The sequence below is a fragment of the Pseudomonas abietaniphila genome (assembly GCF_039697315.1).
Lineage (GTDB): Bacteria > Pseudomonadota > Gammaproteobacteria > Pseudomonadales > Pseudomonadaceae > Aquipseudomonas > Aquipseudomonas abietaniphila_B.
This window is the reverse complement of sequence record NZ_CP155619.1, coordinates 4325883-4348352: the sequence shown is the minus strand read 5'-3', so window position 1 is coordinate 4348352 and position 22470 is coordinate 4325883. Positions and strand designations below refer to the sequence as shown.

24 protein-coding genes are annotated in these 22470 nt (G+C 59.8%); 3 read left to right on the top strand and 21 right to left on the bottom strand.

Annotation, left to right across the window (positions count from 1 at the left end):
* Positions 1-13: 13 nt before the first annotated feature.
* Positions 14-562, bottom strand: coding sequence for a sugar ABC transporter ATPase (locus tag ABDX87_RS19200; protein ID WP_346829297.1), 549 nt, complete (start codon positions 560-562; stop codon positions 14-16).
* A 72-nt stretch (positions 563-634) separates the two neighbouring features.
* Entirely contained in the window at positions 635-1420 is a 786-nt protein-coding gene (locus ABDX87_RS19195; RefSeq protein WP_346833567.1) for a sulfite exporter TauE/SafE family protein, read from the bottom strand.
* Positions 1421-1658: 238 nt separating this feature from the next.
* Between ABDX87_RS19195 and xseA the strand changes: the two genes are divergently transcribed.
* The 3 genes from xseA (at position 1659) to leuA (ending at position 6002) form a co-directional block, all read left to right on the top strand.
* The gene (gene xseA, locus ABDX87_RS19190) at positions 1659-3038 is read left to right on the top strand and encodes an exodeoxyribonuclease VII large subunit (RefSeq protein ID WP_346833566.1); all 1380 of its coding nucleotides are present in this window, start codon (positions 1659-1661) and stop codon (positions 3036-3038) included.
* Between the two features lie 3 nt (positions 3039-3041).
* Entirely contained in the window at positions 3042-3884 is an 843-nt protein-coding gene (locus ABDX87_RS19185; RefSeq protein ID WP_346829296.1) for a peptidoglycan DD-metalloendopeptidase family protein, read from the top strand.
* Positions 3885-4316: 432 nt separating this feature from the next.
* Positions 4317-6002, top strand: a complete 1686-nt coding sequence (gene leuA, locus ABDX87_RS19180; RefSeq protein ID WP_346829295.1) for a 2-isopropylmalate synthase — start codon at positions 4317-4319, stop codon at positions 6000-6002.
* A 210-nt stretch (positions 6003-6212) separates the two neighbouring features.
* On the opposite strand, the gene ABDX87_RS19175 is transcribed toward leuA, so the two are convergent.
* From ABDX87_RS19175 to iscU, 19 genes are all read right to left on the bottom strand, one after another.
* On the bottom strand, positions 6213-6620 hold the full coding sequence (locus ABDX87_RS19175; RefSeq protein ID WP_346829294.1) for a hypothetical protein: 408 nt from the start codon (positions 6618-6620) through the stop codon (positions 6213-6215).
* A gap of 119 nt (positions 6621-6739) precedes the next feature.
* The gene (locus ABDX87_RS19170; RefSeq protein WP_346829293.1) at positions 6740-7174 is read right to left on the bottom strand and encodes a hypothetical protein; all 435 of its coding nucleotides are present in this window, start codon (positions 7172-7174) and stop codon (positions 6740-6742) included.
* 58 nt (positions 7175-7232) lie between these two features.
* The gene (locus ABDX87_RS19165; RefSeq protein WP_346829292.1) at positions 7233-8024 is read right to left on the bottom strand and encodes an amidohydrolase; all 792 of its coding nucleotides are present in this window, start codon (positions 8022-8024) and stop codon (positions 7233-7235) included.
* Positions 8012-9160, bottom strand: a complete 1149-nt coding sequence (locus tag ABDX87_RS19160; RefSeq protein ID WP_346829291.1) for a pyridoxal phosphate-dependent aminotransferase — start codon at positions 9158-9160, stop codon at positions 8012-8014. Before ABDX87_RS19160 ends, ABDX87_RS19165 begins: the two co-directional genes overlap by 13 nt.
* 119 nt (positions 9161-9279) lie before the next feature.
* The gene (gene der, locus ABDX87_RS19155) at positions 9280-10749 is read right to left on the bottom strand and encodes a ribosome biogenesis GTPase Der (RefSeq protein ID WP_346829290.1); all 1470 of its coding nucleotides are present in this window, start codon (positions 10747-10749) and stop codon (positions 9280-9282) included.
* 152 nt (positions 10750-10901) lie between these two features.
* Positions 10902-12053, bottom strand: a complete 1152-nt coding sequence (gene bamB / locus ABDX87_RS19150; RefSeq protein WP_346829289.1) for an outer membrane protein assembly factor BamB — start codon at positions 12051-12053, stop codon at positions 10902-10904.
* Complete coding sequence (locus ABDX87_RS19145; protein ID WP_346829288.1) at positions 12046-12687, bottom strand: YfgM family protein; 642 nt, start codon at positions 12685-12687, stop codon at positions 12046-12048. Before ABDX87_RS19145 ends, bamB begins: the two co-directional genes overlap by 8 nt.
* Before the next feature lie 36 nt (positions 12688-12723).
* Positions 12724-14013, bottom strand: coding sequence for a histidine--tRNA ligase (gene hisS / locus ABDX87_RS19140; protein ID WP_346829287.1), 1290 nt, complete (start codon positions 14011-14013; stop codon positions 12724-12726).
* Between the two features lie 21 nt (positions 14014-14034).
* Positions 14035-15144: a flavodoxin-dependent (E)-4-hydroxy-3-methylbut-2-enyl-diphosphate synthase gene (ispG, locus tag ABDX87_RS19135; RefSeq protein WP_074752832.1), complete on the bottom strand. Its 1110-nt coding sequence runs from the start codon at positions 15142-15144 to the stop codon at positions 14035-14037.
* A 3-nt stretch (positions 15145-15147) separates the two neighbouring features.
* Positions 15148-16170: a RodZ domain-containing protein gene (locus tag ABDX87_RS19130; protein WP_346833565.1), complete on the bottom strand. Its 1023-nt coding sequence runs from the start codon at positions 16168-16170 to the stop codon at positions 15148-15150.
* Positions 16170-16928: a type IV pilus biogenesis/stability protein PilW gene (gene pilW / locus ABDX87_RS19125; RefSeq protein WP_346829286.1), complete on the bottom strand. Its 759-nt coding sequence runs from the start codon at positions 16926-16928 to the stop codon at positions 16170-16172. The genes ABDX87_RS19130 and pilW overlap by 1 nt, the downstream gene beginning before the upstream one ends.
* 26 nt (positions 16929-16954) lie before the next feature.
* Complete coding sequence (gene rlmN / locus ABDX87_RS19120) at positions 16955-18103, bottom strand: 23S rRNA (adenine(2503)-C(2))-methyltransferase RlmN (protein ID WP_346829285.1); 1149 nt, start codon at positions 18101-18103, stop codon at positions 16955-16957.
* A gap of 27 nt (positions 18104-18130) precedes the next feature.
* On the bottom strand, positions 18131-18556 hold the full coding sequence (gene ndk, locus ABDX87_RS19115; RefSeq protein WP_346829283.1) for a nucleoside-diphosphate kinase: 426 nt from the start codon (positions 18554-18556) through the stop codon (positions 18131-18133).
* Positions 18557-18646: 90 nt separating this feature from the next.
* Positions 18647-18847 (bottom strand): Fe-S cluster assembly protein IscX, encoded by a 201-nt coding sequence (gene iscX, locus ABDX87_RS19110; RefSeq protein WP_346829282.1) that lies wholly within the window; start codon positions 18845-18847, stop codon positions 18647-18649.
* 13 nt (positions 18848-18860) lie between these two features.
* Positions 18861-19202 carry an ISC system 2Fe-2S type ferredoxin gene (gene fdx / locus ABDX87_RS19105; protein WP_062383494.1) on the bottom strand — a complete coding sequence of 114 codons (342 nt, stop codon included), beginning with the start codon at positions 19200-19202 and terminating at the stop codon, positions 18861-18863.
* Positions 19203-19205: 3 nt separating this feature from the next.
* Positions 19206-21068 carry a Fe-S protein assembly chaperone HscA gene (gene hscA / locus ABDX87_RS19100; RefSeq protein ID WP_346829281.1) on the bottom strand — a complete coding sequence of 621 codons (1863 nt, stop codon included), beginning with the start codon at positions 21066-21068 and terminating at the stop codon, positions 19206-19208.
* Between the two features lie 45 nt (positions 21069-21113).
* Entirely contained in the window at positions 21114-21632 is a 519-nt protein-coding gene (gene hscB / locus ABDX87_RS19095) for a co-chaperone HscB (protein ID WP_346829280.1), read from the bottom strand.
* Between the two features lie 8 nt (positions 21633-21640).
* Positions 21641-21964, bottom strand: coding sequence for an iron-sulfur cluster assembly protein IscA (gene iscA, locus ABDX87_RS19090; RefSeq protein ID WP_346829279.1), 324 nt, complete (start codon positions 21962-21964; stop codon positions 21641-21643).
* Between the two features lie 38 nt (positions 21965-22002).
* Positions 22003-22389 (bottom strand): Fe-S cluster assembly scaffold IscU, encoded by a 387-nt coding sequence (iscU, locus tag ABDX87_RS19085; RefSeq protein ID WP_062383507.1) that lies wholly within the window; start codon positions 22387-22389, stop codon positions 22003-22005.
* Between the last annotated feature and the right edge of the window lie 81 nt (positions 22390-22470).

Sequence of the window (22470 nt, the reverse complement as noted above, 5' to 3'; positions counted from 1 at the left end):
CTGCTTTCCGTACTTATAGGCGAACTTTGACGAAGGACACGGGACGATCCAGACGTTCGGCGAATTCTTCCAGGAAGCTCGCCTTGAAGCCGGCATCCAGCCAGTCATTGAAGATGAAACCCAGGTTGGAAAAGCCGCACGGATCCAGAAACAGAAAGCCGTTGATGTCGTCTTCATGGCGGCATTCCGGGCAGATGAAGTTGTCGGTGTGGCCCGGCATCCATTCTTCCAGACTGTCGAACAGCGCCTCACCGATCTCCCGCCGACACTCGGGGCAACCGGCCTCCTCCTTGAAACCCTGCTGCGGGGTATAGATGCAGCGCTTAAGCACGATTTCCAGGCCATTGACCGCCTGACCGTAAGGCAAAGCATCCGGGTTTTCGACAAAACGCCGCGCGCCGGGTGCGATGGCATACGCCATCCGATTGAAACTGCGCCCGCAGGTGGTCAGGGATGCTTCCACCACGTCCAGCTTCACCAGCCAGCGCAAAATCGCCCGCGCCTTCGCTTCGTGCGCAGGAAAGCTGGAGATTTGCGGGACGATGATGCTTTGGGTGTTCATGACGGGCCTGTCTGACGTTTGATCGGGGGCGGCAGCTTAATACCCCCGCTGTTGACGTCAAGTATGGCTTCCTCAGCCGGCAAAATAACGACCGATAAGCGTGATGCCGCTGAGCAATACCATCCAGGTCACCAGACGCACGAACATCTCACGCGACAGGCGCATGACCAGGCGCCGACCGATCCAGGAGCCGATAATCATGGCCGGCAACAGGCACACCGCCAGTAACAGCAGGGAGATCTGGGCGTACACGCCGGTGATGACAAACAGGCTCAGGCGTACGATGGTGCTGCAACTGATCAGCGCGTTTTGCGTGGCACGGGCCTGCGTCTTGTCGGTCAGGCGGCCGTTGAGGTACATCGCATATAAAAAGCCGCCACTGCCAAACAGCGCACCAAACAACCCGCCCACGGTGCCCATCGGAATCGACCAGCCTGCCGAGAGCTGGGTCGGGCGCACCTTCACGGCAAGGCTGTAAACCGAATAGCCGATCAGAAACAATCCCATCAGTAACAGCAGCACATCGGATTTGAGATTCAGCAAGAACAGCACACCCAGCGTACAACCCACCGCCATGCACGGCACCATGCGCAGCAGCTCTGCGCGCACCACTGATTGACGCGACGGCAGTAAATGGCTGAACGCGGCGAGGAAATCCAGCATCACCAGCAGCGGGATGATCCGCGACAACGGCATGAAATGAATCAGGACGGGACCTGCGACCAGGGCCGTGCCAAAACCGGCAATGGCGAATACCAGATAGGCGGCGATGACGCCGGCCTCTATCAATAGCCAGTCAGTCGGGCTCAATCCCAACTCAGTGAAAGCACTCGACAACTCGGTGAGGACGGTGAGCATCATGTCTTCCATGAATGAACGGCGGCCCACAGAATATCCCGGGACGCAGGATGGGTCAGCGGATATTCAGGGTGGAATACAGATCCATCTGTGGGAGCGAATTCATTCGCGAAAGACGTATCAGGCGAGATATCTATTGAATGTACCGATCCATCGCGAATGAATTCGCTCCCACAGGGTTTCCTGCGTCATCTATTAGTCTGGTGACCCTGGCCCCAATGCCTTTATCATGCCCCGCATGATCAAAGACCCCTTCGCAAGACTCGGCCTTGACCGGGAAGTCCTCACTGTCAGCCAGCTCAACGGCCGCGCCCGCGTGTTGCTGGAGGACGTTTTCGCCAGTATCTGGGTCGAGGGGGAGATTTCCAACCTGTCGCGCCCGGCGTCCGGTCACGTGTACTTCACGCTGAAGGACACAGGCGCCCAGGTGCGTTGCGCCTTGTTCCGCAGCAACGCCGCGCGCGTGCGTCAGGCGCTGAAAGATGGGCTAGCGGTGAAAGTGCGGGGTAAGGTTTCCCTGTTTGAAGGTCGCGGCGACTATCAGTTGATCCTCGATACCGTCGAACCCGCCGGTGACGGCGCGTTGAGACTGGCGTTCGATGCGCTGAAAGAAAAACTCAGCGCTGAAGGACTGTTCAGCGCCGAGCGCAAAGTCGCCCTGCCCTTGCACCCTCAACGGATCGGCATCATCAGTTCGCCCACGGGCGCGGTGATTCGCGACATCATCAGCGTGTTCCGCCGTCGCGCGCCGCAGGTGGAACTGACGCTGATCCCCACCGCCGTGCAGGGACGCGAAGCCATCAACCAGATCGTTCGTGCGCTGAAACTGGCCGACGCTCGCGGCTTCGACGCCTTGATCCTTGCCCGCGGCGGCGGCTCGCTGGAAGACCTGTGGTGCTTCAACGAGGAAGCGGTCGCCCGCGCCATCGACGCGTGCGTGACGCCCATTGTCAGCGCGGTCGGTCACGAAACCGACGTGTCCATCAGTGACTTCGTCGCCGACGTTCGCGCGCCGACGCCCTCCGCTGCGGCTGAACTGCTGGCACCCGATTCCAGCGACCTCCACCGCCGCGTCGACAACCTACAACGGCGGTTGATCAGTCGTATGCAAGATCGCCTGATGCGTGAGCGACTGAGGCTGGACGGTATCTCGCGGCGTCTGCGTCATCCGGGTGAACGACTGCGCCAGCGCGCTCAACGTCTGGATGATCTGGACATGCGCATGCGCCGTGCGTTCGAGCAGCAGATGCACAAACGGCAGGTGCGCATGAGTCACCTGGAAAGCCGTCTGGCCGCGCAACACCCTGGACGCACGCTGGCGTTCCTGCGCCAGCGACTGGACGTCCTGGCCGAACGCCTGCCGCGTGCGATCAAGGAGAACATCAAGACCCGCCGCCTACAACTGCAAACGCAGGTTCAAACACTCAACGTGGTGAGCCCATTGGCGACGCTGGGACGCGGCTACAGCATTTTGCTGGACGAGCGCGGCAAGGCGATCCGGACGGCCGAACAGACTCACACCGGCCAGCGCCTGACCGCGAAACTGGCCGAGGGCGAACTGCACGTGCGCGTTGAAGATAACCACCTGACGCCCGTCACCCTTTCTCTTCTGGATTGACCGATGCTGCCTTTTATTTCCCGCTCTCTGGCCGGCGTCGCGCTGGCGCTTTGCGTGACGCTGCCCGCTTACGCCGACAGCTACATTTCTCGCCTGCTGAACAAGCCGGTGCCCGGTGGCGTGGCGGTGGTCGATCTCGGTCCGGCCGCTCAGGCGCCTAAAGCGACCTGGCAGGGCAAGCCGGTGCTGGTGGTCAAGGATCAGGACGCCCGCTGGCTGGCCATCGTTGGCATCCCGCTGACGATCAAGCCCGGCACGTCCCAGCAGGTGAGCAGTGGCGGTCGCACGCTGCCGTTTGTCGTCGCCAGCAAAAAGTACCCCGAGCAGCACATCACCCTGAAGAACCAACGCCAGGTCAATCCGAATCCGGATGACCTGAAACGCATCGAGCAGGAGCTGGAGGTGCAAATGCGCGCCTACCGCAGTTTCACGCCAGGAACGCCGAGTAACCTGTTGCTGGACAAACCGGTCGACGGCCCGCTGTCGAGCAAGTTCGGCGTGCGCCGTTTCTTCAACGGTGAAGAGCGCAACCCCCATGCTGGCCTGGATTTCGCTGTCCCTGCGGGCACACCGATCAAGTCACCCGCTGCGGGCAAGGTCATCCTGATCGGCAATTACTTTTTCAACGGCAACACAGTGTTCGTTGATCACGGGCAAGGCTTCATCAGCATGTTCTGCCACATGTCGAAGATCGACGTGAAAGTCGGCGACGCCGTACCTCGGGGTGGCGTCGTGGGTCGCGTCGGTTCAACCGGTCGCGCGACAGGCCCGCACATGCACTGGAACGTCAGCCTGAACGATGCGCGCGTGGACCCGGCGATTTTTATCAACGCGTTTCAGCCGTAGGCCAAGGGATTCGCCGGTCTGAACCCTGTAGGAGCGCGCTTGCCCGCAATTGCGAGAGGTCAAGTCAGCTAATTGTTGCCTGACACAGCGCAATCGCGGCAAGCGCGCTCCTACAATTAGCCGAGTTGCGCAGACTGAAACAGCCCGGCAATAAAATCTCGCAAAACAGAGATAACCTGCCGATAAATCTCATTAGCGCGGGGCTATCGAAAACTTCTCCCAATTTTTTTCAACTGCTTGCCACCTTTCACCCCATTGGTTACGGTTGAGCACATGAAAGCCTCTCAAACCCTCATTCTGCTGCGTCAACATCGCTGCCTCAGTCTCGTCAGTGCACGACTGCCAGGCTAAATCGCGGTGCCTCGACGCTACACCTCGCATTAATCGGCTGGCCGCCTTCTCTCGGCCCTGAGTACAAAAAGGACTGTCCACATGACCATGCTCAAAGATCCCTCGCAGAAGTACCGCGCGTTTCCTGTCATCGACCTGCCTGACCGCACCTGGCCTTCCAAGACCATTACCGAGGTGCCGATCTGGTGCAGTTCCGACCTGCGTGACGGTAACCAGTCGCTGATCGAGCCGATGGATTCGGTCAAGAAGCTGCGTTTCTGGAAGACGCTGGTGCAGGTCGGTGTGAAGGAAATCGAAGCCTCGTTCCCGGCGGCCTCCCAGACTGATTTTGACTTCGTGCGCACCCTGATCGAAGACGGCCACATCCCGGACGACACCACCATTCAGGTGCTGACCCAAGGCCGTGAAGACTTGATCGCACGCACCTTCGAATCCCTGCGCGGCGCCAAGAAAGCCATCGTTCACCTGTACAACGCCACGTCCCCGTCCTTCCGTCGCATCGTCTTCAATCAGGACAAGGACGGCATCAAGGCCATCGCGGTCAACGCCGCCAAGCTGTTCGTCAAATACGCCGCACAGCAGCCGGAAACCCAGTGGCAATTCGAGTACTCGCCTGAAACCTTCAGCGCCACTGAGCTGGATTTCGCCAAGGAAGTCTGCGACGCGGTCATCGAAGTGTGGAACGCCACGCCGCAGAACAAGGTGATTCTCAACCTGCCGGCCACCGTTGAAGTCGCTACCCCGAATATCTACGCCGACCAGATCGAGTGGTTCTGCCGCAACATCAGCCGTCGCGACAGCGTGATCATCAGCCTGCACACCCACAACGACCGTGGCACTGGCGTAGCAGCGACCGAACTGGGCTTGATGGCGGGCGCAGATCGCGTCGAAGGCTGCCTGTTCGGCAACGGCGAGCGTACCGGCAACGTCGACCTGGTGACGGTCGCACTGAACATGTACACCCAGGGCCTGAACCCGCAGCTGGACTTCTCCGACATCGACGGCGTGCGCAAAGTCGTCGAGGAGTGCAACCAGATTCCGGTTCACCCGCGTCACCCGTATGTCGGCGACCTGGTTCACACCGCGTTCTCCGGCTCCCACCAGGACGCCATCCGCAAGGGCTTTGCCCAGCAGAAGGAAGGCACGCTGTGGGAAGTCCCTTACCTGCCCATCGACCCTGCGGACATCGGTCGCAGCTACGAGGCGGTGATTCGAGTCAACAGCCAGTCGGGCAAAGGCGGTATCACCTACCTGCTGGAGCAGGAATACGGCATCTCCCTGCCGCGTCGCATGCAGATCGAGTTCAGTCAGGTGGTTCAGGGCGAAACCGACCGTCTGGGCCTGGAAATGACCGCTGAGCAGATCTATTCGCTGTTCAAGCGCGAATACCTGCAAGCCAACAAACCGTATGCGCTGGTCAGCCATCGCCTGCAGGAAGAAAACGGCCACAGTGCGGTAGAAGTCGAAGTCACTGCCAAGGGCGACGGCGAGAGCAACCTGCACTGGCGCGGCAAGGGTAACGGTGCGCTGGAAGCGCTGGTGGCCGGCTTGCCAGTCAACGCCGAGATCATGGACTACAACGAGCACGCCATCGGCGCAGGCACCACGGCCAAGGCCGCTGCCTACATCGAACTGCGGGTGAACGGCGAGCGTGCGGTACACGGCGTGGGCATTGATGAAAACATCACCACTGCCAGCTTCAAAGCCCTGTTCAGCGCGTTGAACCGTGCGTTGTCTCAAGCGGAAGACGCAGCGAAAGCCGCGTAATCTGAAGCCTGATTCTGAGCCTTGTGGGAGCGAATTCATTCGCGATGCGGTATTCAAGACGAGAAAGATTCGTCGACTGTACTGGCCTCTCGCAAATGAATTCGCTCCCACAGATCTGAAACAACCGCGCAGATGATCGTTGTATGCACGCTACGAAAAAGGCCCTGAAGTGAATGCTTCAGGGCCTTTTGTTTGTAAACGCGGGTTAGATCAAGCGGTGGTCTTGACCGTGCCTTTCATCAATTCCAGCAGCGCCGCCTGCTGCGCGCTCAATTGCGCCATCGTGCCGGAAATCTGCTGCTGAATAGCAAGCACCTGCGTGGCCTTCTCCTGCTCCGGCGCCTTGCTGTTCTGGGCGACGGCCAATTGCTGCTGCTGTTGCTGGAGGATCTTCTGCGTCTGCTTGATCTGCTCCTGCAACTGCTTGATGGCCTGCTCTCGCGGACTGCCCCCGCTCTCTGCTTCGCCTGACTTTGAAGCGCCAGGCGATTGATAAACGTTGCCGCGCAGGTTCACGCTGGCGTTAGTGGCATCGCTCTTGGTGGACTCATCATTCTTGAAGCCAGCCGTGAACACGCTGGAGTAAGCACTCAACGAACTGGTGTTGATAGTGGTCATGATCAAACTCCTGTTTAGTGCACTTTGTATCGGCTGGCTTACAAAGAACTGAAGGCCATCTTTCATACGCGCGCAAAAGCGCCCCACGGCGTGGGCCATGGAACGCTTTCGTCAACGTTTTACGCGGTGGTGTTGATACTGCCGGACTTTTGCAGCTGGACCAGCGCTGCTTCCTGAGTGGCCAGGCTGGCGGTGGTCGTCGAGATCTGACCTTGAATGGCCATCACACGCTGAGATTTTTCTTCATCGGAGCCTTTGCTCGCCTGAGCCGCCGCCAATTGCTCTTCTTGCTCCTGCAAGCGCTTCTCGGTTTCCTTGATCTGCTGCTCGAGCTTCTCGATCGCCTGCTCGCTTTCGCTGGAAGAATCCGAGCTACCGCTGGCGCCGCCCGCAGCCTGTGCGCCGCCTGCAGCGCCCGATGCGGAAGCCGAAGTCGATGCGGCGGCTGCGGTGGTCGAGGTGTCGTCGCTGTCAGCCGTCGCGGTGTCTTTCTTGACGGCAACGGTGAAGGTACTGGCGTACGAAGTGAGTGAGGACGCGTTGATGGTGGTCATACCGATCTCCTGTTTGGGTACAACGCTATCGACCGCATCCCCCTCTGACTCTATGAACTTAGTGTATCTCGAATGTATCAGCGTCGAGATAGGCCGGGAATTTCTGCCGGTACGCGGCCAGGCTCTCGGCAGACAGGCTGACATGGAAAACACCGTCCGCCTCCCCAATGTTCAACAGGCTTTCGCCCTGGAAATCCAGTACCTGACTGTCGCCGGTGTAGGCAAACCCTTTGCCGTCGGTACCGATACGGTTCACTGCCGCCACATAACACAGGTTCTCAATGGCCCGAGCGGGCAACAGGCGGTTCCAGTGTTGACGGCGGGCCCCCGGCCAGTTAGCGGTGTACAACAACAAGTCGGTGTCGCGCGCATCTCTGCTCCAAACCGGGAACCGCAGGTCGTAGCAGATCAGCGGACGAATCCGCCAGCCCTTGAGTTCGAACTGCACCTGCCGCTCGCCCGGACTGTAATGCTCATGCTCACCCGCCATGCGGAAGAGATGGCGCTTGTCGTAGTGCAGAAGCTCGCCGTCAGGTCGCGCCCACAGCAGACGATTGCGATGACTGCCATCGGCCGCACGCACGATCACGCTGCCGGTCACCACAGCGTTGATGCGTTTGGCCTGCGCCAGCAGCCATTTAGACGTCACGCCGTTCTCGGGTTCGGCGAGTGCTTCGGACTCCATGGAGAAGCCGGTGGTGAACATCTCCGGCAGGATCACCAGATCGGCACCTTGAGCCTGGTCGAGCAAATCCTCGAAGTGCGCATGGTTGGCTTTGCAGTCGTGCCAGACCAGGGTGGTCTGTACCAGGGCGATGTTCAGGTTCGGCAGATCGCTCAGATCGCGCATAATTTTTCCGCTGCCTGACGCAACGTCTCCTCTCGCTTGGGAAAGCACAGCCGGATGATGCGCTGGCCTTCAGGCGGATTCTGATAGAACACGGAGATCGGAATGCTCGCGACGCCATGCTCACGGGTCATCCATAGCGACATCTCGACGTCGTTCAAGTCCGGACGGATCTGCGAGTAATCGACCAGTTGGAAGTAGGTCCCTGCGGCTCGCGTAAAGGTGAAGCGCGACGACTCCAGCTGATCGCAGAAGAAGTCCCGTTTGGCCTGATAGAACGCGGGCAGCTCTTCTACATGCTCAGGGCACTCAGCCATGTAGTCGGCCAACGCCCACTGCAAAGGCGTCACACCGCAGAACCCGACAAACTGGTGGACCTTGCGCATTTCGGCGGTCAGCGCAGGTGGCGCGACCAGATAACCGGTTTTCCAGCCCGTCACGTGGTACGTCTTGCCGAAGGAACTGACGACAAAGGCACGCTGATAAAGCTCTTCGTGCGCCAGCACGCTGGCATGCTTCACGCCGTCGAACACCAAGTGCTCGTAGACTTCGTCGCTGACCAGATAGATGTCGCGATCCCGAATCAACGCGGCCAGTTGGTCGAGTTCCCCACGTGTGATCAAGGCACCACTCGGGTTGTGTGGCGTATTGATGATGATCATGCGCGTACGCGGGCTCAGCGCCGCATTGAGCTTTTCCCAGTCGATGGAGAAATCACCGTCCTTGAGCTGCACGTGCACACAACGGCCGCCCGCGAGTTCGACCGAGGGCTCGTAACTGTCGTAGCTCGGATCAAAAACAATGACTTCATCGCCGGCACGCACCACGGTCTGAATCGCGCAGAAAATCGCGTGGGTCGCACCCGGGGTGATCGTGACCTCGGTATTCATGTCGACCTGACGCCCGTAGGATCGGGCGATCTTGGCGGCCACCTGCTCGCGCAATGCGGGCAGGCCGGTCATCGGCGCATATTGGTTGTGGCCGTCCATGGTGTGACGGCAGAGGGCCTCACGCAGCGCGTCGGGCCCATCGAAATCGGGAAAACCCTGAGAAAGATTGATCGCCCCGGTTTCGGCTGCAAGCTGGGACATCACGGTAAAGATGGTGGTGCCAACGTTCGGCAATTTGCTGGTGATCATAGGGTTTTCCTGCTCCACACCCGGCTCCAGAACGGCACGGGGACTCGCAGGATAGCCCATACGGCGAACACAAAAAAAGGCGCCAAAGGCGCCTTTTTCGAAGAAAGACCGTTACACAATCAGCGCTTATCCTTGCGCTTCTTGTCGGCCTTCTTGTGGTGCGACATCAAGCGACGCTTCTTGTTGACCTGACGGTCGGTCAGCGTGTTCTTGTTGCCCTCGTACGGGTTTTCGCCGCCTTTGAACTCGATGCGGATCGGCGTACCGACCAGCTTGAGCACACGACGGTAGGTGTTTTCGAGGTAGCGGACGTAAGACTTCGGTACCTTGTCGACCTGGTTACCGTGGATCACGATGATCGGCGGGTTCGCGCCGCCCAAGTGGGCATAACGCAGCTTGATGCGGCGGCTGGCAACCATCGGTGGCGCGTGCTCGCTAACGGCATCTTCGAGAATCTGCGTCAGGCGGCTGGTCGGCCAGCGGGTCACGGCAGATTTGAACGAGTTCTGAACCGACTGGTAGAGGTTACCCACGCCCGTGCCGTGCAGCGCCGAGATGAAGTGGATGTCGGCGAAGTCGACGAAGAACAAGCGGCGTTCCAGCTCGGTCTTCACGTAGTCACGTTCACTCGGGACCATGCCGTCCCACTTGTTCAAAGCGATGACCAGTGCGCGGCCTGCTTCCAGGGCAAAGCCCAGCAAGTTGAGGTCGTGGTCCACCACACCTTCGCGGGCGTCCATCACGAAGATCACCACGTTGGCGTCTTTGATCGCCTGCAGGGTTTTCACTACGGAAAACTTTTCGACTTCCTCGTGGATCTTGCCGCGCTTGCGCACACCGGCGGTGTCGATCAGCGTGTACTTCTCGTCGTTGCGCTCGAACGGGATGTAGATGCTGTCGCGGGTCGTGCCTGGCTGGTCGTAGACGATGACGCGGTCTTCGCCGAGCATGCGGTTGACGAGCGTCGACTTGCCGACGTTCGGACGACCGATGATCGCGATCTTGATACCGTCTTTTTCGCTCGGGCCCGGGATGCGCTTGGCTTCTTCGCCTTCAGCAACGTCCTCTTCTTCACCCTCTTCCACTTCGTCCGCGTCTTTCGGAAATTCGCTCAGGGCGATTTCCAGCATCTGGGTGATGCCGCGACCGTGAGCACCGGCGACCGGAATCGCGTCGCCCATGCCCAATGGCGCAAATTCGGCGCGGGCCATGTCAGGGTCGATGTTGTCGACCTTGTTGGCGACCACGTACGAGGTCTTGTTGCGCTTGCGCAGGTGCTCGCCAATCATCTGGTCGGCGGCGGTGAAGCCGGCCTTGGCGTCCACCAGGAACAACACGACATCGGCTTCTTCGATGGCCAGCAGCGACTGCTCGGCCATCTTTTCGTCCATGCCGTGCTCATCACCGGAAATACCGCCGGTGTCGATCAGGATGTAGGTACGCCCTTGCCACTTGGCCTCACCGTATTGGCGATCACGGGTCAGACCGGACAAGTCGCCGACGATGGCGTCGCGAGTCCTGGTCAGGCGGTTGAACAAGGTGGACTTGCCGACGTTCGGTCGACCCACCAGGGCGATTACGGGAACCATGCGGCTCTCCACTTCGTTATTTCAGAAAATACAAAAGCCGCTGCAAGGCAGCGGCCGGAGTTCGGAGCGGCACCCGAAGTGCCGCAAGCCCCGTCAGAGCGGGGCCGCTCGAGGAAAGCCGGTTGACTGGCCTCCTCAAGCATAGACAGCCACTACTTGATCGTCAGGGCTTCCAGCTTGCCACTGTTGCCGAAGACGTAAATGGTGTTGCCCGACACCAGCGGGCGTGCACGCAGGCCGTCGCTGTCGATCTTTTCACGGCCGACGAAGTGACCGTCAACCTGGCTGAGCAGGTGCAGGTAACCTTCCATGTCGCCCACTGCTACGTAGCTGGAGAACACTTCCGGCGAACCCAACTGACGACGCGCCAGCGAGTCATTGCTCCACAGTGCGGTGGAAGAACGCTCATCGACGCCTTCAACCGTGCCGTTGGCCAGGGAAACGTAGACGCTGCCAAAGCCCTGGGCAACGCCCGAGTAGCTCGATGCATCACGCTGCCACAACACACGGCCGCTCTGCAGTTCCAGACCCGCGACACGGCCTTGGTAGGTCGCGACGTACAGGGTCGAGCCGGACAACAGCAGGCCGCCATCGATGTCGACCACGCGGTCCAGTTCCGAACGACCTTGTGGAATAGCTACGCGCTGCTCCCAGACCGGCACGCCGTTGTTGATGTCCAGTGCCACGACCTTACCGGTCGACAGGCCCGCGACCGCCAGCTGGTTGGTGACAATCGGAGCACCGGTGCCGCGCAGGGTCAGAACCGCAGGACTGCTTTCGTAGATCCAGCGCTGATTACCGGTCGCAGCATCGTAACCGATGACCTTGTCATCCTGGGTCTGAGCAACAACCACATCACCGTTGGTGGCCGGCGAAGACAGCACTTCGCTGGTCGCCTTGGCTTTCCACTTCTGCTCGCCCGTGGCTTCGTCCAGGACGATCACTTCACCGCGCAGGGTGCCGACCATGACCAGGCCGGAGCCCACGCCGACGGCGCCGGAAACAGGCTGCTCGAGCTCTTTCTTCCAGACCACGTCGCCATTGCTACGGTTGATCGCCATGACCAGACCGTTGGCGTCCGCCGCGTAAATGTTCTCGCCGTCGATGGCCGGAACCAGCATGTTGTAGATGTCGCCCTGGCCGTCACCGACCGAGCGGCTCCACAGCTTTTGCAGGACCACTTCTTCTTTGAAGTCGGTCAGCTCGGCCGGAGGCAATTCCTTTTTGGTGTTGCTGCTGCAACCCGCGGCCAAAACGGCCAGAGCCAGCAATGCTGCATGTTTCCAACGAATCACGTCACGCATCCCCTTTCGCCAGATCGTCGAGCTTCATTTGCAAGCCACCCACTGCCGCTTCCTCGGACAGCGAAGCCTTGGCCTTTTTGTATGCAGCATAAGCATCGTCGGTACGACCCAGCTGAACCAGCAGATCACCGCGCAGCTCTTCACGACTGGCCGCGAATGCCTTGTCGACCTGACCGTCGAGCAGCTTCAGCGCGTCTTCTGCCTTGTTCTGTGCCGCGAGCACGCGAGCCAGACGCTGACGGGCGATTTCACCCAGCGTCGGGTTGGCCGGCTTGTCGTTGACCGCTTTCAGTTCGTTTGCAGCATCGTCCAGCTTGCCGGTTTCGACCGCGACCTTGGCCACGAACAGGCTGCCGTACTGTGCGTACGGGGTGCCGCCAAATTCGCTTTTCAGCTTGCCGGCGATTTCCGCCACACGGCCGGCATCGGCCTGGCCACTTGGGGTCAAGGCTGTTTCCAGCAACTGTTGGTACAGGGCCGAAGCACCTTGTGCCTGGTTGTTCTGATAGCGGTGCCAGGCTTGCCAGCCCAACACAACGATCACCGCGAGCAGACCGCCGGTGACCAGGGGCTTGCCGTTACGCTGCCACCAGTCTTTTACCGCCGCCAGCTGTTCATCATCGGTACTCGACACCCCAATACTCCTATCTGATTCGGCTGTTTATCAGCTTCAACCCTGCACGATGCAGGTGGCCAGGTGCTCGGAAAGAGCATCCCAGGCAATATTTTGTTGTTCGCCCTGACCGCGCAGAGGCTTGACGCCCACTTCCTTGCGAGCCAGCTCTTCATCGCCCAGGATCAGCGCATACAGCGCGCCGCTCTTGTCGGCTTTCTTGAACTGGCTCTTGAAACTGCCAGCTCCGGCGTTGACCTGCAGACGCAGGTTCGGTGCCTGATCGCGCAGACGTTCCGACAGCGCCAGGGCAGCCAGCTCTGCGGCTTCGCCAAAGGCACAGACGTACACGTCGATGGTGCGCGAAATCTCTTCCGGGACCTGCTCCAGGGTTTCCAGCAGCAGCACCAGACGTTCGATGCCCATGGCAAAACCCACGCCGGTGGTCGGCTTGCCGCCCATCTGCTCGACCAGACCGTCGTAACGACCGCCCGCGCAGACAGTGCCCTGAGCACCCAGTTGGTCGGTGACCCATTCGAAAACGGTCTTGCTGTAATAGTCCAGACCACGAACCAGTTTCGGGTTGATCACGTAAGGAATGCCAGCCGCGTCGAGACGCGCCTTGAGGCCTTCGAAGTGAACCCGTGACTCGTCGTCCAGGTAGTCCGCCAGCTTCGGCGCATCGACCAGCACCGCCTGGGTTTCAGGGTTTTTGGTGTCAAGCACGCGCAGCGGGTTGGTTTTCAGACGGCGCTGGCTGTCTTCGTCCAGCTGTTCGAGGCGGGCCGAGAGGTACTCGACCAGCGCTTCGCGATAACGTCCACGCGCTTCGCTGGTGCCCAGGCTGTTGAGTTCGAGCTTGACCGCGTTGCGGATGCCCAGCAGGCCCCACAGACGCCAGGTCAGCACGATCAGCTCGGCGTCGATGTCCGGACCGTCGAGGTTGAACACTTCGCATCCGATCTGGTGGAACTGACGATAACGGCCTTTCTGCGGACGCTCGTGGCGGAACATAGGGCCAATGTACCAGAGCTTCTGCACCTGACCACCGCCCGTGATGCCATGCTCGAGCACCGCACGTACGCACGCCGCCGTGCCTTCAGGGCGCAGGGTCAGCGAGTCGCCGTTACGGTCGGCGAAGGTGTACATCTCTTTCTCGACGATGTCGGTCACTTCTCCAATGGAGCGCTTGAACAGCTCGGTGAACTCGACGATCGGCATGCGGATCTGGCGATAACCGTAGTTATCCAGCAAACGCGATACGGTGCCTTCGAAGTAGCGCCACAGCGGCGTCTGGTCCGGCAGGATGTCGTTCATGCCACGAATGGCTTGCAGGGACTTGCTCACAAAAATTCCTTGGAAACTGGGTTAGCCGCGAACGATCAGCGCTGCGTCGGCCTGGACCTTCTCGGCCGCTTTCTCGCGGATCAAGCGTTCAAGCTCGTCCACCAGATTGTCATTGGTCAGCTTTTGCGACGGTTTGCCATCGATGTAGATCAGGTTCGGCGTGCCGCCAGTGAGGCCGATATGGGCTTCCTTGGCTTCGCCCGGACCGTTCACCACGCAACCGATCACCGCGACATCGAGCGGGACCAGCAGATCTTCAAGGCGCCCTTCCAGCTCGTTCATGGTCTTGACCACATCGAAGTTCTGCCGCGAGCAGCTCGGGCAGGCGATGAAGTTGATGCCACGGGAACGCAGGTGCAGCGACTTGAGGATGTCGTAACCGACTTTCACTTCCTCGACAGGATCGGCGGCCAGCGAGATACGGATGGTATCGCCGATTCCTTCGGCCAGCAGCATACCTAGGCCGACGGCCGATTTCACTGTGCCTGAACGCAATCCACCGGCTTCGGTGATGCCAAGGTGCAACGGCTGAACGATTTGCTTGGCCAACAGACGGTAGGCTTCCACGGCCATGAACACATCGGAGGCTTTGACGCTGACCTTGAAGTCCTGGAAATCAAGGCGATCGAGGTGCTCGACATGGCGCAGCGCAGACTCGACCAACGCCGCTGGCGTCGGTTCGCCGTATTTCTTCTGCAGATCTTTTTCCAGCGAACCGGCGTTTACGCCGATACGAATCGGAATGCCGCGATCACGCGCAGCATCGACCACCGCGCGAACACGGTCTTCACGGCCAATGTTGCCCGGGTTGATCCGCAGGCAATCGACACCCAGCTCGGCCACGCGCAGCGCGATCTTGTAGTCGAAGTGGATATCGGCGACCAGAGGCACCTTGACCAGCTGCTTGATACGACCGAACGCCTCGGCGGCGTCCATGTCCGGGACGGAAATGCGGACGATGTCCACGCCTGCGGCTTCCAGACGGTTGATCTGTGCAACGGTTGCAGCGACGTCGTTGGTGTCGCTATTGGTCATGCTCTGTACAGCGATCGGGGCATCGCCACCGACCGGCACCGAGCCGACCCAGATTTTACGAGATTCGCGACGTTTGATCGGAGATTCGCCGTGCATGACTTATTGCCCCAACTTCATGCGAGCCGTCTGGCCCGAAGTGAAAGGTGCGACGTCGACCGGCTGACCGTTGTAGCTGACCTGTGCAGCACGGGCCACGCCCAGTCGGACCGCAAGAGGCGGCTTGCCGCTGACATCGACGCTGTCGCCAGTGCGCTTGAGGCCACTGGTCAGCACCTTGCCGTTACCGTCGGTGATCTGAAACCAGCAGTCGGCATTGAACGTGATATGCACCTGACCGAAACCCGCGGGAACCGGCGCAGCCTCAGTGGTGGCTGGCGTTTGAGCAGGGGCTGGCGCAGGTACGGCAGCCGTGGCGGGCGTCGTCGGCGCGGTGTGCGCCGGAGCAGCAGGTGTGGCTGCGGTGCCATGCGCAGGCGCAGTCGCCGCTGCACCTGTGGCTGGCGCGGCGGTGGTCGGTGCAGTCGGCGTCGTCGGTACGGCGGCGGCCGGCTCGGCGTTATTCAATGGCAGCGGCGCAGACGTATTGCTCTGTGCGTCAGCGACAGCCTGATCTTCCGGCTCGTCCAGCGGATGAATCTGTGTGGTGCCGTCTGCGCTTTCGACTTCGACGTGCTCCATGCCCAGACTGGTCGGCTCTTTACCGCGCAGCGTCGCCTGATCCTGCCACCAGACAAAGCCGCCACCGATCAGCGCGATCAGCAGCAACAGGCTGACAATGCGCAGGATATTGTGGGACAGGCGCACAGGTTCTTCGATACGACCCAGGGCATGAACGTTGCTGCCCTTGCCGTCGGTGCCGGTGTACTGATCGAACTCGCTGACCAGGGCTGCCTGATCCAGGCCCATCAGTTTCGCGTAGGCACGAATGTAACCCCGGGCAAAGGTATGGCCGGGGAGCTTGTCGAAATCGCCCGACTCTACATAACCCAGGGAAGTCGCGGTGAGGTTCAGCCTCAAAGCCACATCTGGCAGCGACCAGTTTCTGCTCTCGCGAGCCTGGCGCAACGTTTCACCAGGATTTCTGCGAGTGGCTGCTACAACTTCGGGATGCGCCGCTTTCATCATTGCTCCGACAGGTATTGCTGATATTCCGGCGTACCGGGATAGAGTCTTTTTAGTTGCAGGCCATAACTGGCTGCCTTGTTGCGATCGTCATAAACCTTTGCTAACCGTGTGCCCAGCAACAGGCTACGTGCATTCTGCTCACTAAGCTGGCTGAAACGGTCGTAATAGTCACGTGCCGGCACATAATGCCTGTCTTCGTAAGACATCTCAGCCATTTCGAGCAACGCGCGCGGTTGTTGACGATCAAGCCTCAAGGCTTTGGTGAATTCTTCCAGTGCTGCGTCACGATTTCCCAGCATCAGGGACGTCATGCCCAGATTCTCGAAGACCCTGGCGCGCTCGGCGTAGAGATTATCATCGGCGGCCTGCTGAAAGCGCTCATAAGCTTCCTTGTAGCGCTTTTGCTCGTAAAGAAAACCACCGTAATTGTTGAGAATGCGTGCGTCCTTGGGACGTGAGGACAGTGCCTTGGTGTAATACTCATTGGCCAGCTCAGGTTCGAGTTCGGCTTGAAACACAAGTCCCAGGGCAGCGTTTGCGTCGGCGTCCGAGCTGTCCAGCTCAAGCGCCTTTTTCAGCGGCGCTTTCGCCCGCTCCATCTGACCTTGCTGCAGATAGCCGAGGCCCAATTGCACATATGCATGACGAGCTTCATCACGTCCCTTGCCGGTACTCAGCGGATCGACGTTGCCAGTGGACACACAACCTACCAGCAACGTGGCAAAACACAGCAGCAGCGCAGCGCGCAGGGACATAGAGATCCTCTCAGTCAAGTTCGCAGTCAGGTGCGGGCCGCCGCGACCTGGGTCCCGTCGGTCTCTGCGCTGAGCTCACGCACAGCGATGTAACGTTCGCTGCGACGCGTGCGGTCCATTACCTGCCCGACCAACTGGCCACAGGCAGCATCGATGTCCTCGCCGCGCGTGGTACGCACGGTGACGTTATATCCGGCTTGATGCAGCAGATCCTGGAAACGACGGATCGCGTTGTTGCTGGGACGCTCGTAACCCGAATGCGGGAACGGGTTGAACGGGATCAGGTTGATCTTGCAAGGGGTGTCCTTGAGCAGCTCGATCATCTCGACCGCGTGCTCCGGACGATCATTGATGTCCTTGAGCAGCGTGTATTCGATGGTCAGCACACGCTTCTCGCCCAGTGCCGACATGTAGTTGCGGCAGGACTCGAGCAGCATTTTCAACGGGTACTTCTTGTTGATCGGCACCAGCTGGTTGCGCAGCGCGTCGTTTGGCGCGTGCAGCGACAGGGCCAGCGAAACGTCGATGTGCTTGGCCAGCTCATCGATCATGGGTACCACGCCCGAGGTGGACAAGGTCACCCGGCGCTTGGAAATGCCATAGCCGAAGTCATCCATCATCAGATGCATGGCGGAGATGACATTGTCGAAGTTCAGCAATGGCTCGCCCATGCCCATCATCACCACGTTGGTGATGGCACGGTCGACGGTAGCCGGGACACTGCCGAAGGATTTGTTGGCAATCCACACCTGACCGATCACTTCGGCGGCGGTGAGGTTGCTGTTGAAGCCTTGCTTGCCGGTAGAGCAGAAACTGCAATCCAGCGCGCAGCCCGCCTGGGACGAAACACACAGGGTGCCGCGTTTGCCTTGCGGAATGTAGACAGTCTCGACGCAGCTGCCGGACGCCACGCGAACGACCCATTTACGGGTACCGTCGGTGGAAATGTCCTCGCTGACGACTTCAGGACCACGAATTTCGGCACGACGCTCGAGCTTTTCGCGCAGCGCCTTGCCGACGTTCGTCATGGCTTCGAAATTATCGACGCCAAAATGGTGAATCCACTTCATGACCTGACCGGCGCGGAAGCGTTTCTCCCCGATGGACTCGAAGAATTTTTCCATTTCCGGCTGGGTCAGACCCAACAGGTTGATTTTGCCAGTTGTATCAGTCATGGATTCACCCTCACTCGCAGCGGCAGCTTAGCGAGCGGTTACCTCGGTAGCAGCGAAGAAGTAAGCGATTTCGCGAGCGGCAGCAGCTTCGGAGTCCGAGCCGTGAACAGCGTTGGCGTCGATGGACTCGGCGAAGTCAGCGCGGATGGTGCCGGCAGCCGCTTCTTTAGGGTTGGTAGCGCCCATCAGCTCACGGTTCAGAGCGATGGCGTTTTCGCCTTCCAGAACCTGAACGACAACCGGACCGGAGATCATGAAAGCAACCAGGTCACCGAAGAAGCCACGCTCTTTGTGCTCAGCGTAGAAACCTTCTGCTTCGGCCTTGGACAGTTGCTTCAGTTTCGAAGCCACAACACGCAGACCGGCTTTTTCGAAGCGGGTGGTGATTTCGCCGATTACGTTTTTAGCAACGGCGTCAGGCTTGATGATCGAGAAAGTACGTTGAACAGCCATGGTGTAACTCCAGAAACAGTGATTGTTGCGAAAAATTAAACCCGCGAATTATACGCGGGTTCTGGTGTATTGCCTAACGTGCAAAGATGATCAGTCTATTTCATCGGCCCAAAGGGTCTGAACCGCTTCGAGCACCTTCTCGCCGACTCGGCCAGAGGTGTCGTCGAAATCAGGCAGTTGCTGAATCATCTGCTGCAGTTTGACGAAGCTAACCGAATACGGATCGGTATCTGGATGAGCCTCGTACAATTCCTCGGCGATACGCTGTACATCATTCCAACCGTAGCTCATGACAATCCCTCGGTCAGTGCGGCGCTTCAGCTGCATGGTTAAGCGAATATTTCGGAATCTCGACGGTCAGGTCTTCAGTGCCGACCTTCGCCTGGCAGGACAGACGCGATTGCGCTTCCAGGCCCCAGGCACGATCAAGATAGTCCTCTTCCAGCTCGTCAGCCTCTTCCAGGGAATTGAAACCCTCGCGGATGATGCAGTGACAAGTGGTGCAGGCACAGACGCCGCCGCAAGCACTCTCGATTTCGATGTGGTTGTCATGTGCCACTTCGAGAATCGACTTGCCGGTTTCGGCCTCGACAACCATACCGTCCGGGCAATGCTCGGCGTGTGGCAGAAAAATGACCTGCGGCATCAGTTATTCCTCAATCTCATTCAGGTTGCGCCCTGCCAACGCGGCTTTCACCGTCGAGTCCAGGCGGCGGGCCGCGAAGGCATCGGTCACCTGCGACAGACGCTTGGTCTGCTGCTCGATGGCCGCACCGTCGGTGCCCTTCATCAATTCACGGAGTTCGTCCACCTGCATGTCGATAACCATGCGCTCTTCGGCGTCGAGCAAGCGCTCGCCATCCGCCTGCAGCGCACCTTCGACAGCCTCGATCAGACGCTGGGCGTCGACCTGCTGCTCACGCAGCACACGAGCGACCTTGTCGTCACCGGCATACTGGAACGAATCCTTGAGCATGCGAGCGATTTCGCCGTCGGTCAGCCCGTAGGACGGCTTGACCTGGATGCTGGATTCCACGCCGGACGCCAGCTCGCGAGCGGACACGCTCAGCAGACCGTCGGCGTCGACCTGGAAGGTGACACGAATCTTGGCGGCACCCGCGACCATGGCGGGAATGCCGCGCAGGTCAAAACGCGCCAGTGAACGGCAGTCGCTGATCAGTTCACGCTCGCCTTGCAGCACGTGAATCATCATGGCCGACTGGCCATCTTTATACGTGGTGAACTCTTGCGCACGCGCCACCGGGATCGTGGTGTTACGCGGGATCACCTTTTCCATCAGACCGCCCATGGTTTCAAGCCCCAGGGACAGTGGAATCACGTCCAGCAGCAACAGCTCGCCGCCGTCACGCTTGTTGCCCGCCAATGTGTCGGCCTGGATCGCGGCACCGATGGCCACCACTTGATCAGGGTCGATTTCGGTCAACGGCTGACGACCGAACAGATCGGCAACGGCTTCGCGAACGCGGGGCACGCGGGTCGATCCGCCGACCATGACCACGGCTTCGACTTCATCCAGCTCAATACCGCTGTCACGCACGGCGCGGCGGCAGGCCTTGAGGCTGCGGGCAATCATTGGCTCGATCAGCGCGTCGAACGCTGCGCGGGTCAGCACGCCCGTCCACGCACCGTGTACGACGTCGACCGAATCGGTGTACGTCAGCGCTTCCTTGGCCGCACAGGCAGTCTGCATCAGGCTGCGCTGGGCCGAAGGATCGAGGTCATCGGAAAGACCGGCTTCAGTAATGATCCAGCTGGCGATGGCGTGGTCGAAATCGTCGCCGCCCAGTGCGCTGTCGCCACCGGTGGCCATGACTTCGAACACACCGCCGGTCAGGCGAAGAATCGAAATATCGAAAGTGCCGCCGCCCAGGTCATAAATGGCCACGACACCTTCGGCGTTCTGGTCCAGACCGTAAGCCACGGCTGCCGCAGTCGGCTCGTTGAGCAAACGCAGGACCGTCAGACCCGCCAGTTTGGCGGCGTCCTTGGTCGCCTGGCGCTGAGCGTCGTCGAAATAGGCTGGCACGGTAATCACTGCACCGACCAGATCGCCACCCAACGTCGCTTCGGCACGCTGACGCAGTACCTTCAGGATATCGGCAGAAACTTCAACCGGGCTTTTGGCGCCCTGAATCGTCTCGATGAACGGCATATGCGACTCACCGCCGATGAAGCGGTAAGGCAGTTGATCGCCCAGATGCTTCACATCGGAGATGCCGCGGCCCATCAGGCGCTTGACCGAAATGATCGTGTTCAGGGGATCGGTGGCGGCAGCGTCTTTGGCCGACTGGCCCACTTCGACGCGATCGGCGTGGTAACGCACCGCCGACGGCAGGATGACCTGCCCGTTTTGATCGGGAAGCGGTTCACTGATGCCGCTGCGCAACGCAGCCACCAGCGAGTTGGTGGTGCCGAGATCGATCCCGACGGCCAGACGACGCTGATGAGGTTTTGGACTTTGGCCGGGTTCGGCGATCTGCAGTAGAGCCATTGCTTTTCTGATATCACTGGCGCGCCGCCCAAGGGCGGCGCGGGGTTAATCGTCGAGGCGCTCTTCCAGCTGGCGCACTTCGTAAGAGAGCTTGTCGAGGAACTGCATGCGGCGCATCAACCTTTCGGCCTGCTCACGCTGTGCAGCATCATCCCAACAGGCCGCGAAGCTTTCGTTCAGTTCTTCCTGCGCCACCTTGAGCCGACGCTTGAACGTCGCGACACCGTTCAGGTCCGCTTCGTCCTGCAAGTCCTCGAGTTCTTCGCGCCATTGCATCTGCTGCATCAGAAACTCAGGGTCCTGCACGGTGACTTCAAGCGGAACTTCGCCCTTGAGCGCCAACAGATAACGCGCCCGTTTAGGCGCGTTCTTCAGCGTCTGATAGGCATCGTTCAAGCTCGCCGAGCGCTCCAGCGCAACGCGCTGCTCACGCTCGGAAGCGTCAGCGAAGCGGTCGGGGTGCACGCTACGGGCAAGCTCGCGGTAACGCGTCGCCAGCAGGTCGAGATCCAGACGGAAATCCGGCTGCAGATCGAATAAAGCGAAATGACAAGGAGTGCCCACAGTCAGCCTCAAACGTTGAAGCTTTCGCCGCAGCCACATTCACCGCGCGAATTGGGATTGTTGAACTTGAAGCCTTCGTTCAACCCTTCCTTGACGAAATCGAGCTCAGTGCCGTCGAGGTAAACCAGGCTCTTGGGATCGATGATCACCTTGACGCCGTGGTACTCGAACACCGTGTCTTCGCCTTCCGGCTCGTCGACGAACTCGAGAACGTACGCCAGGCCAGAACACCCGGTCGTGCGGACACCCAGACGAATGCCGTCACCTTTGCCGCGCCCTTCAAGGGAGCGACGCACGTGGTTAGCGGCAGCTTCGGTCATGCTGATAGCCATCGGAACTCCTTACCTCTTGCAAGCGGGATGAAGACTGCTTAGAGCAGGCCTTTCTTCTGCTTGTAGTCGCGAACAGCGGCCTTGATGGCATCTTCAGCGAGTACGGAGCAGTGGATTTTCACCGGCGGCAACGCCAGCTCTTCCGCCAGTTGAGTGTTCTTGATGGTTTCTGCTTCGTCCAGGGTCTTACCCTTCATCCACTCAGTGGCGAGGGAGCTGGAAGCGATGGCAGAACCGCAGCCGTAGGTCTTGAACTTGGCGTCTTCGATGATGCCTTGCTCGTTGACCTTGATCTGCAGGCGCATCACGTCGCCGCACGCTGGAGCGCCGACCATGCCGGTGCCGACATCAGGATCTTCCGCGTTCATCTTGCCGACGTTGCGCGGGTTCTCGTAGTGGTCAATGACCTTTTCGCTGTAAGCCATGGTGCAATCCTCTCATCAGGTAAATCGCTCTCGCGACACTTCAAAAACCGTACAACGCGTTTTTAGAGCGCCGCATCTGTG

Excerpts from the sequence above, each read along its gene's own strand:
- ABDX87_RS19200 (WP_346829297.1), bottom strand. The coding sequence starts at position 562 with ATGAACACCCAAAGCATCATCGTCCCGCAAATCTCCAGCTTTCCTGCG.
- ABDX87_RS19195 (WP_346833567.1), bottom strand. The coding sequence starts at position 1,420 with ATGCTCACCGTCCTCACCGAGTTGTCGAGTGCTTTCACTGAGTTGGGA.
- xseA (WP_346833566.1), top strand. The coding sequence starts at position 1,659 with ATGATCAAAGACCCCTTCGCAAGACTCGGCCTTGACCGGGAAGTCCTC.
- ABDX87_RS19185 (WP_346829296.1), top strand. The coding sequence starts at position 3,042 with ATGCTGCCTTTTATTTCCCGCTCTCTGGCCGGCGTCGCGCTGGCGCTT.
- leuA (WP_346829295.1), top strand. The coding sequence starts at position 4,317 with ATGACCATGCTCAAAGATCCCTCGCAGAAGTACCGCGCGTTTCCTGTC.
- ABDX87_RS19175 (WP_346829294.1), bottom strand. The coding sequence starts at position 6,620 with ATGACCACTATCAACACCAGTTCGTTGAGTGCTTACTCCAGCGTGTTC.
- ABDX87_RS19170 (WP_346829293.1), bottom strand. The coding sequence starts at position 7,174 with ATGACCACCATCAACGCGTCCTCACTCACTTCGTACGCCAGTACCTTC.
- ABDX87_RS19165 (WP_346829292.1), bottom strand. The coding sequence starts at position 8,024 with ATGCGCGATCTGAGCGATCTGCCGAACCTGAACATCGCCCTGGTACAG.
- ABDX87_RS19160 (WP_346829291.1), bottom strand. The coding sequence starts at position 9,160 with ATGATCACCAGCAAATTGCCGAACGTTGGCACCACCATCTTTACCGTG.
- der (WP_346829290.1), bottom strand. The coding sequence starts at position 10,749 with ATGGTTCCCGTAATCGCCCTGGTGGGTCGACCGAACGTCGGCAAGTCC.
- bamB (WP_346829289.1), bottom strand. The coding sequence starts at position 12,053 with ATGCGTGACGTGATTCGTTGGAAACATGCAGCATTGCTGGCTCTGGCC.
- ispG (WP_074752832.1), bottom strand. The coding sequence starts at position 15,144 with ATGCACGGCGAATCTCCGATCAAACGTCGCGAATCTCGTAAAATCTGG.
- ABDX87_RS19130 (WP_346833565.1), bottom strand. The coding sequence starts at position 16,170 with ATGAAAGCGGCGCATCCCGAAGTTGTAGCAGCCACTCGCAGAAATCCT.
- pilW (WP_346829286.1), bottom strand. The coding sequence starts at position 16,928 with ATGTCCCTGCGCGCTGCGCTGCTGCTGTGTTTTGCCACGTTGCTGGTA.
- rlmN (WP_346829285.1), bottom strand. The coding sequence starts at position 18,103 with ATGACTGATACAACTGGCAAAATCAACCTGTTGGGTCTGACCCAGCCG.
- ndk (WP_346829283.1), bottom strand. The coding sequence starts at position 18,556 with ATGGCTGTTCAACGTACTTTCTCGATCATCAAGCCTGACGCCGTTGCT.
- iscX (WP_346829282.1), bottom strand. The coding sequence starts at position 18,847 with ATGAGCTACGGTTGGAATGATGTACAGCGTATCGCCGAGGAATTGTAC.
- fdx (WP_062383494.1), bottom strand. The coding sequence starts at position 19,202 with ATGCCGCAGGTCATTTTTCTGCCACACGCCGAGCATTGCCCGGACGGT.
- hscA (WP_346829281.1), bottom strand. The coding sequence starts at position 21,068 with ATGGCTCTACTGCAGATCGCCGAACCCGGCCAAAGTCCAAAACCTCAT.
- iscA (WP_346829279.1), bottom strand. The coding sequence starts at position 21,964 with ATGGCTATCAGCATGACCGAAGCTGCCGCTAACCACGTGCGTCGCTCC.
- iscU (WP_062383507.1), bottom strand. The coding sequence starts at position 22,389 with ATGGCTTACAGCGAAAAGGTCATTGACCACTACGAGAACCCGCGCAAC.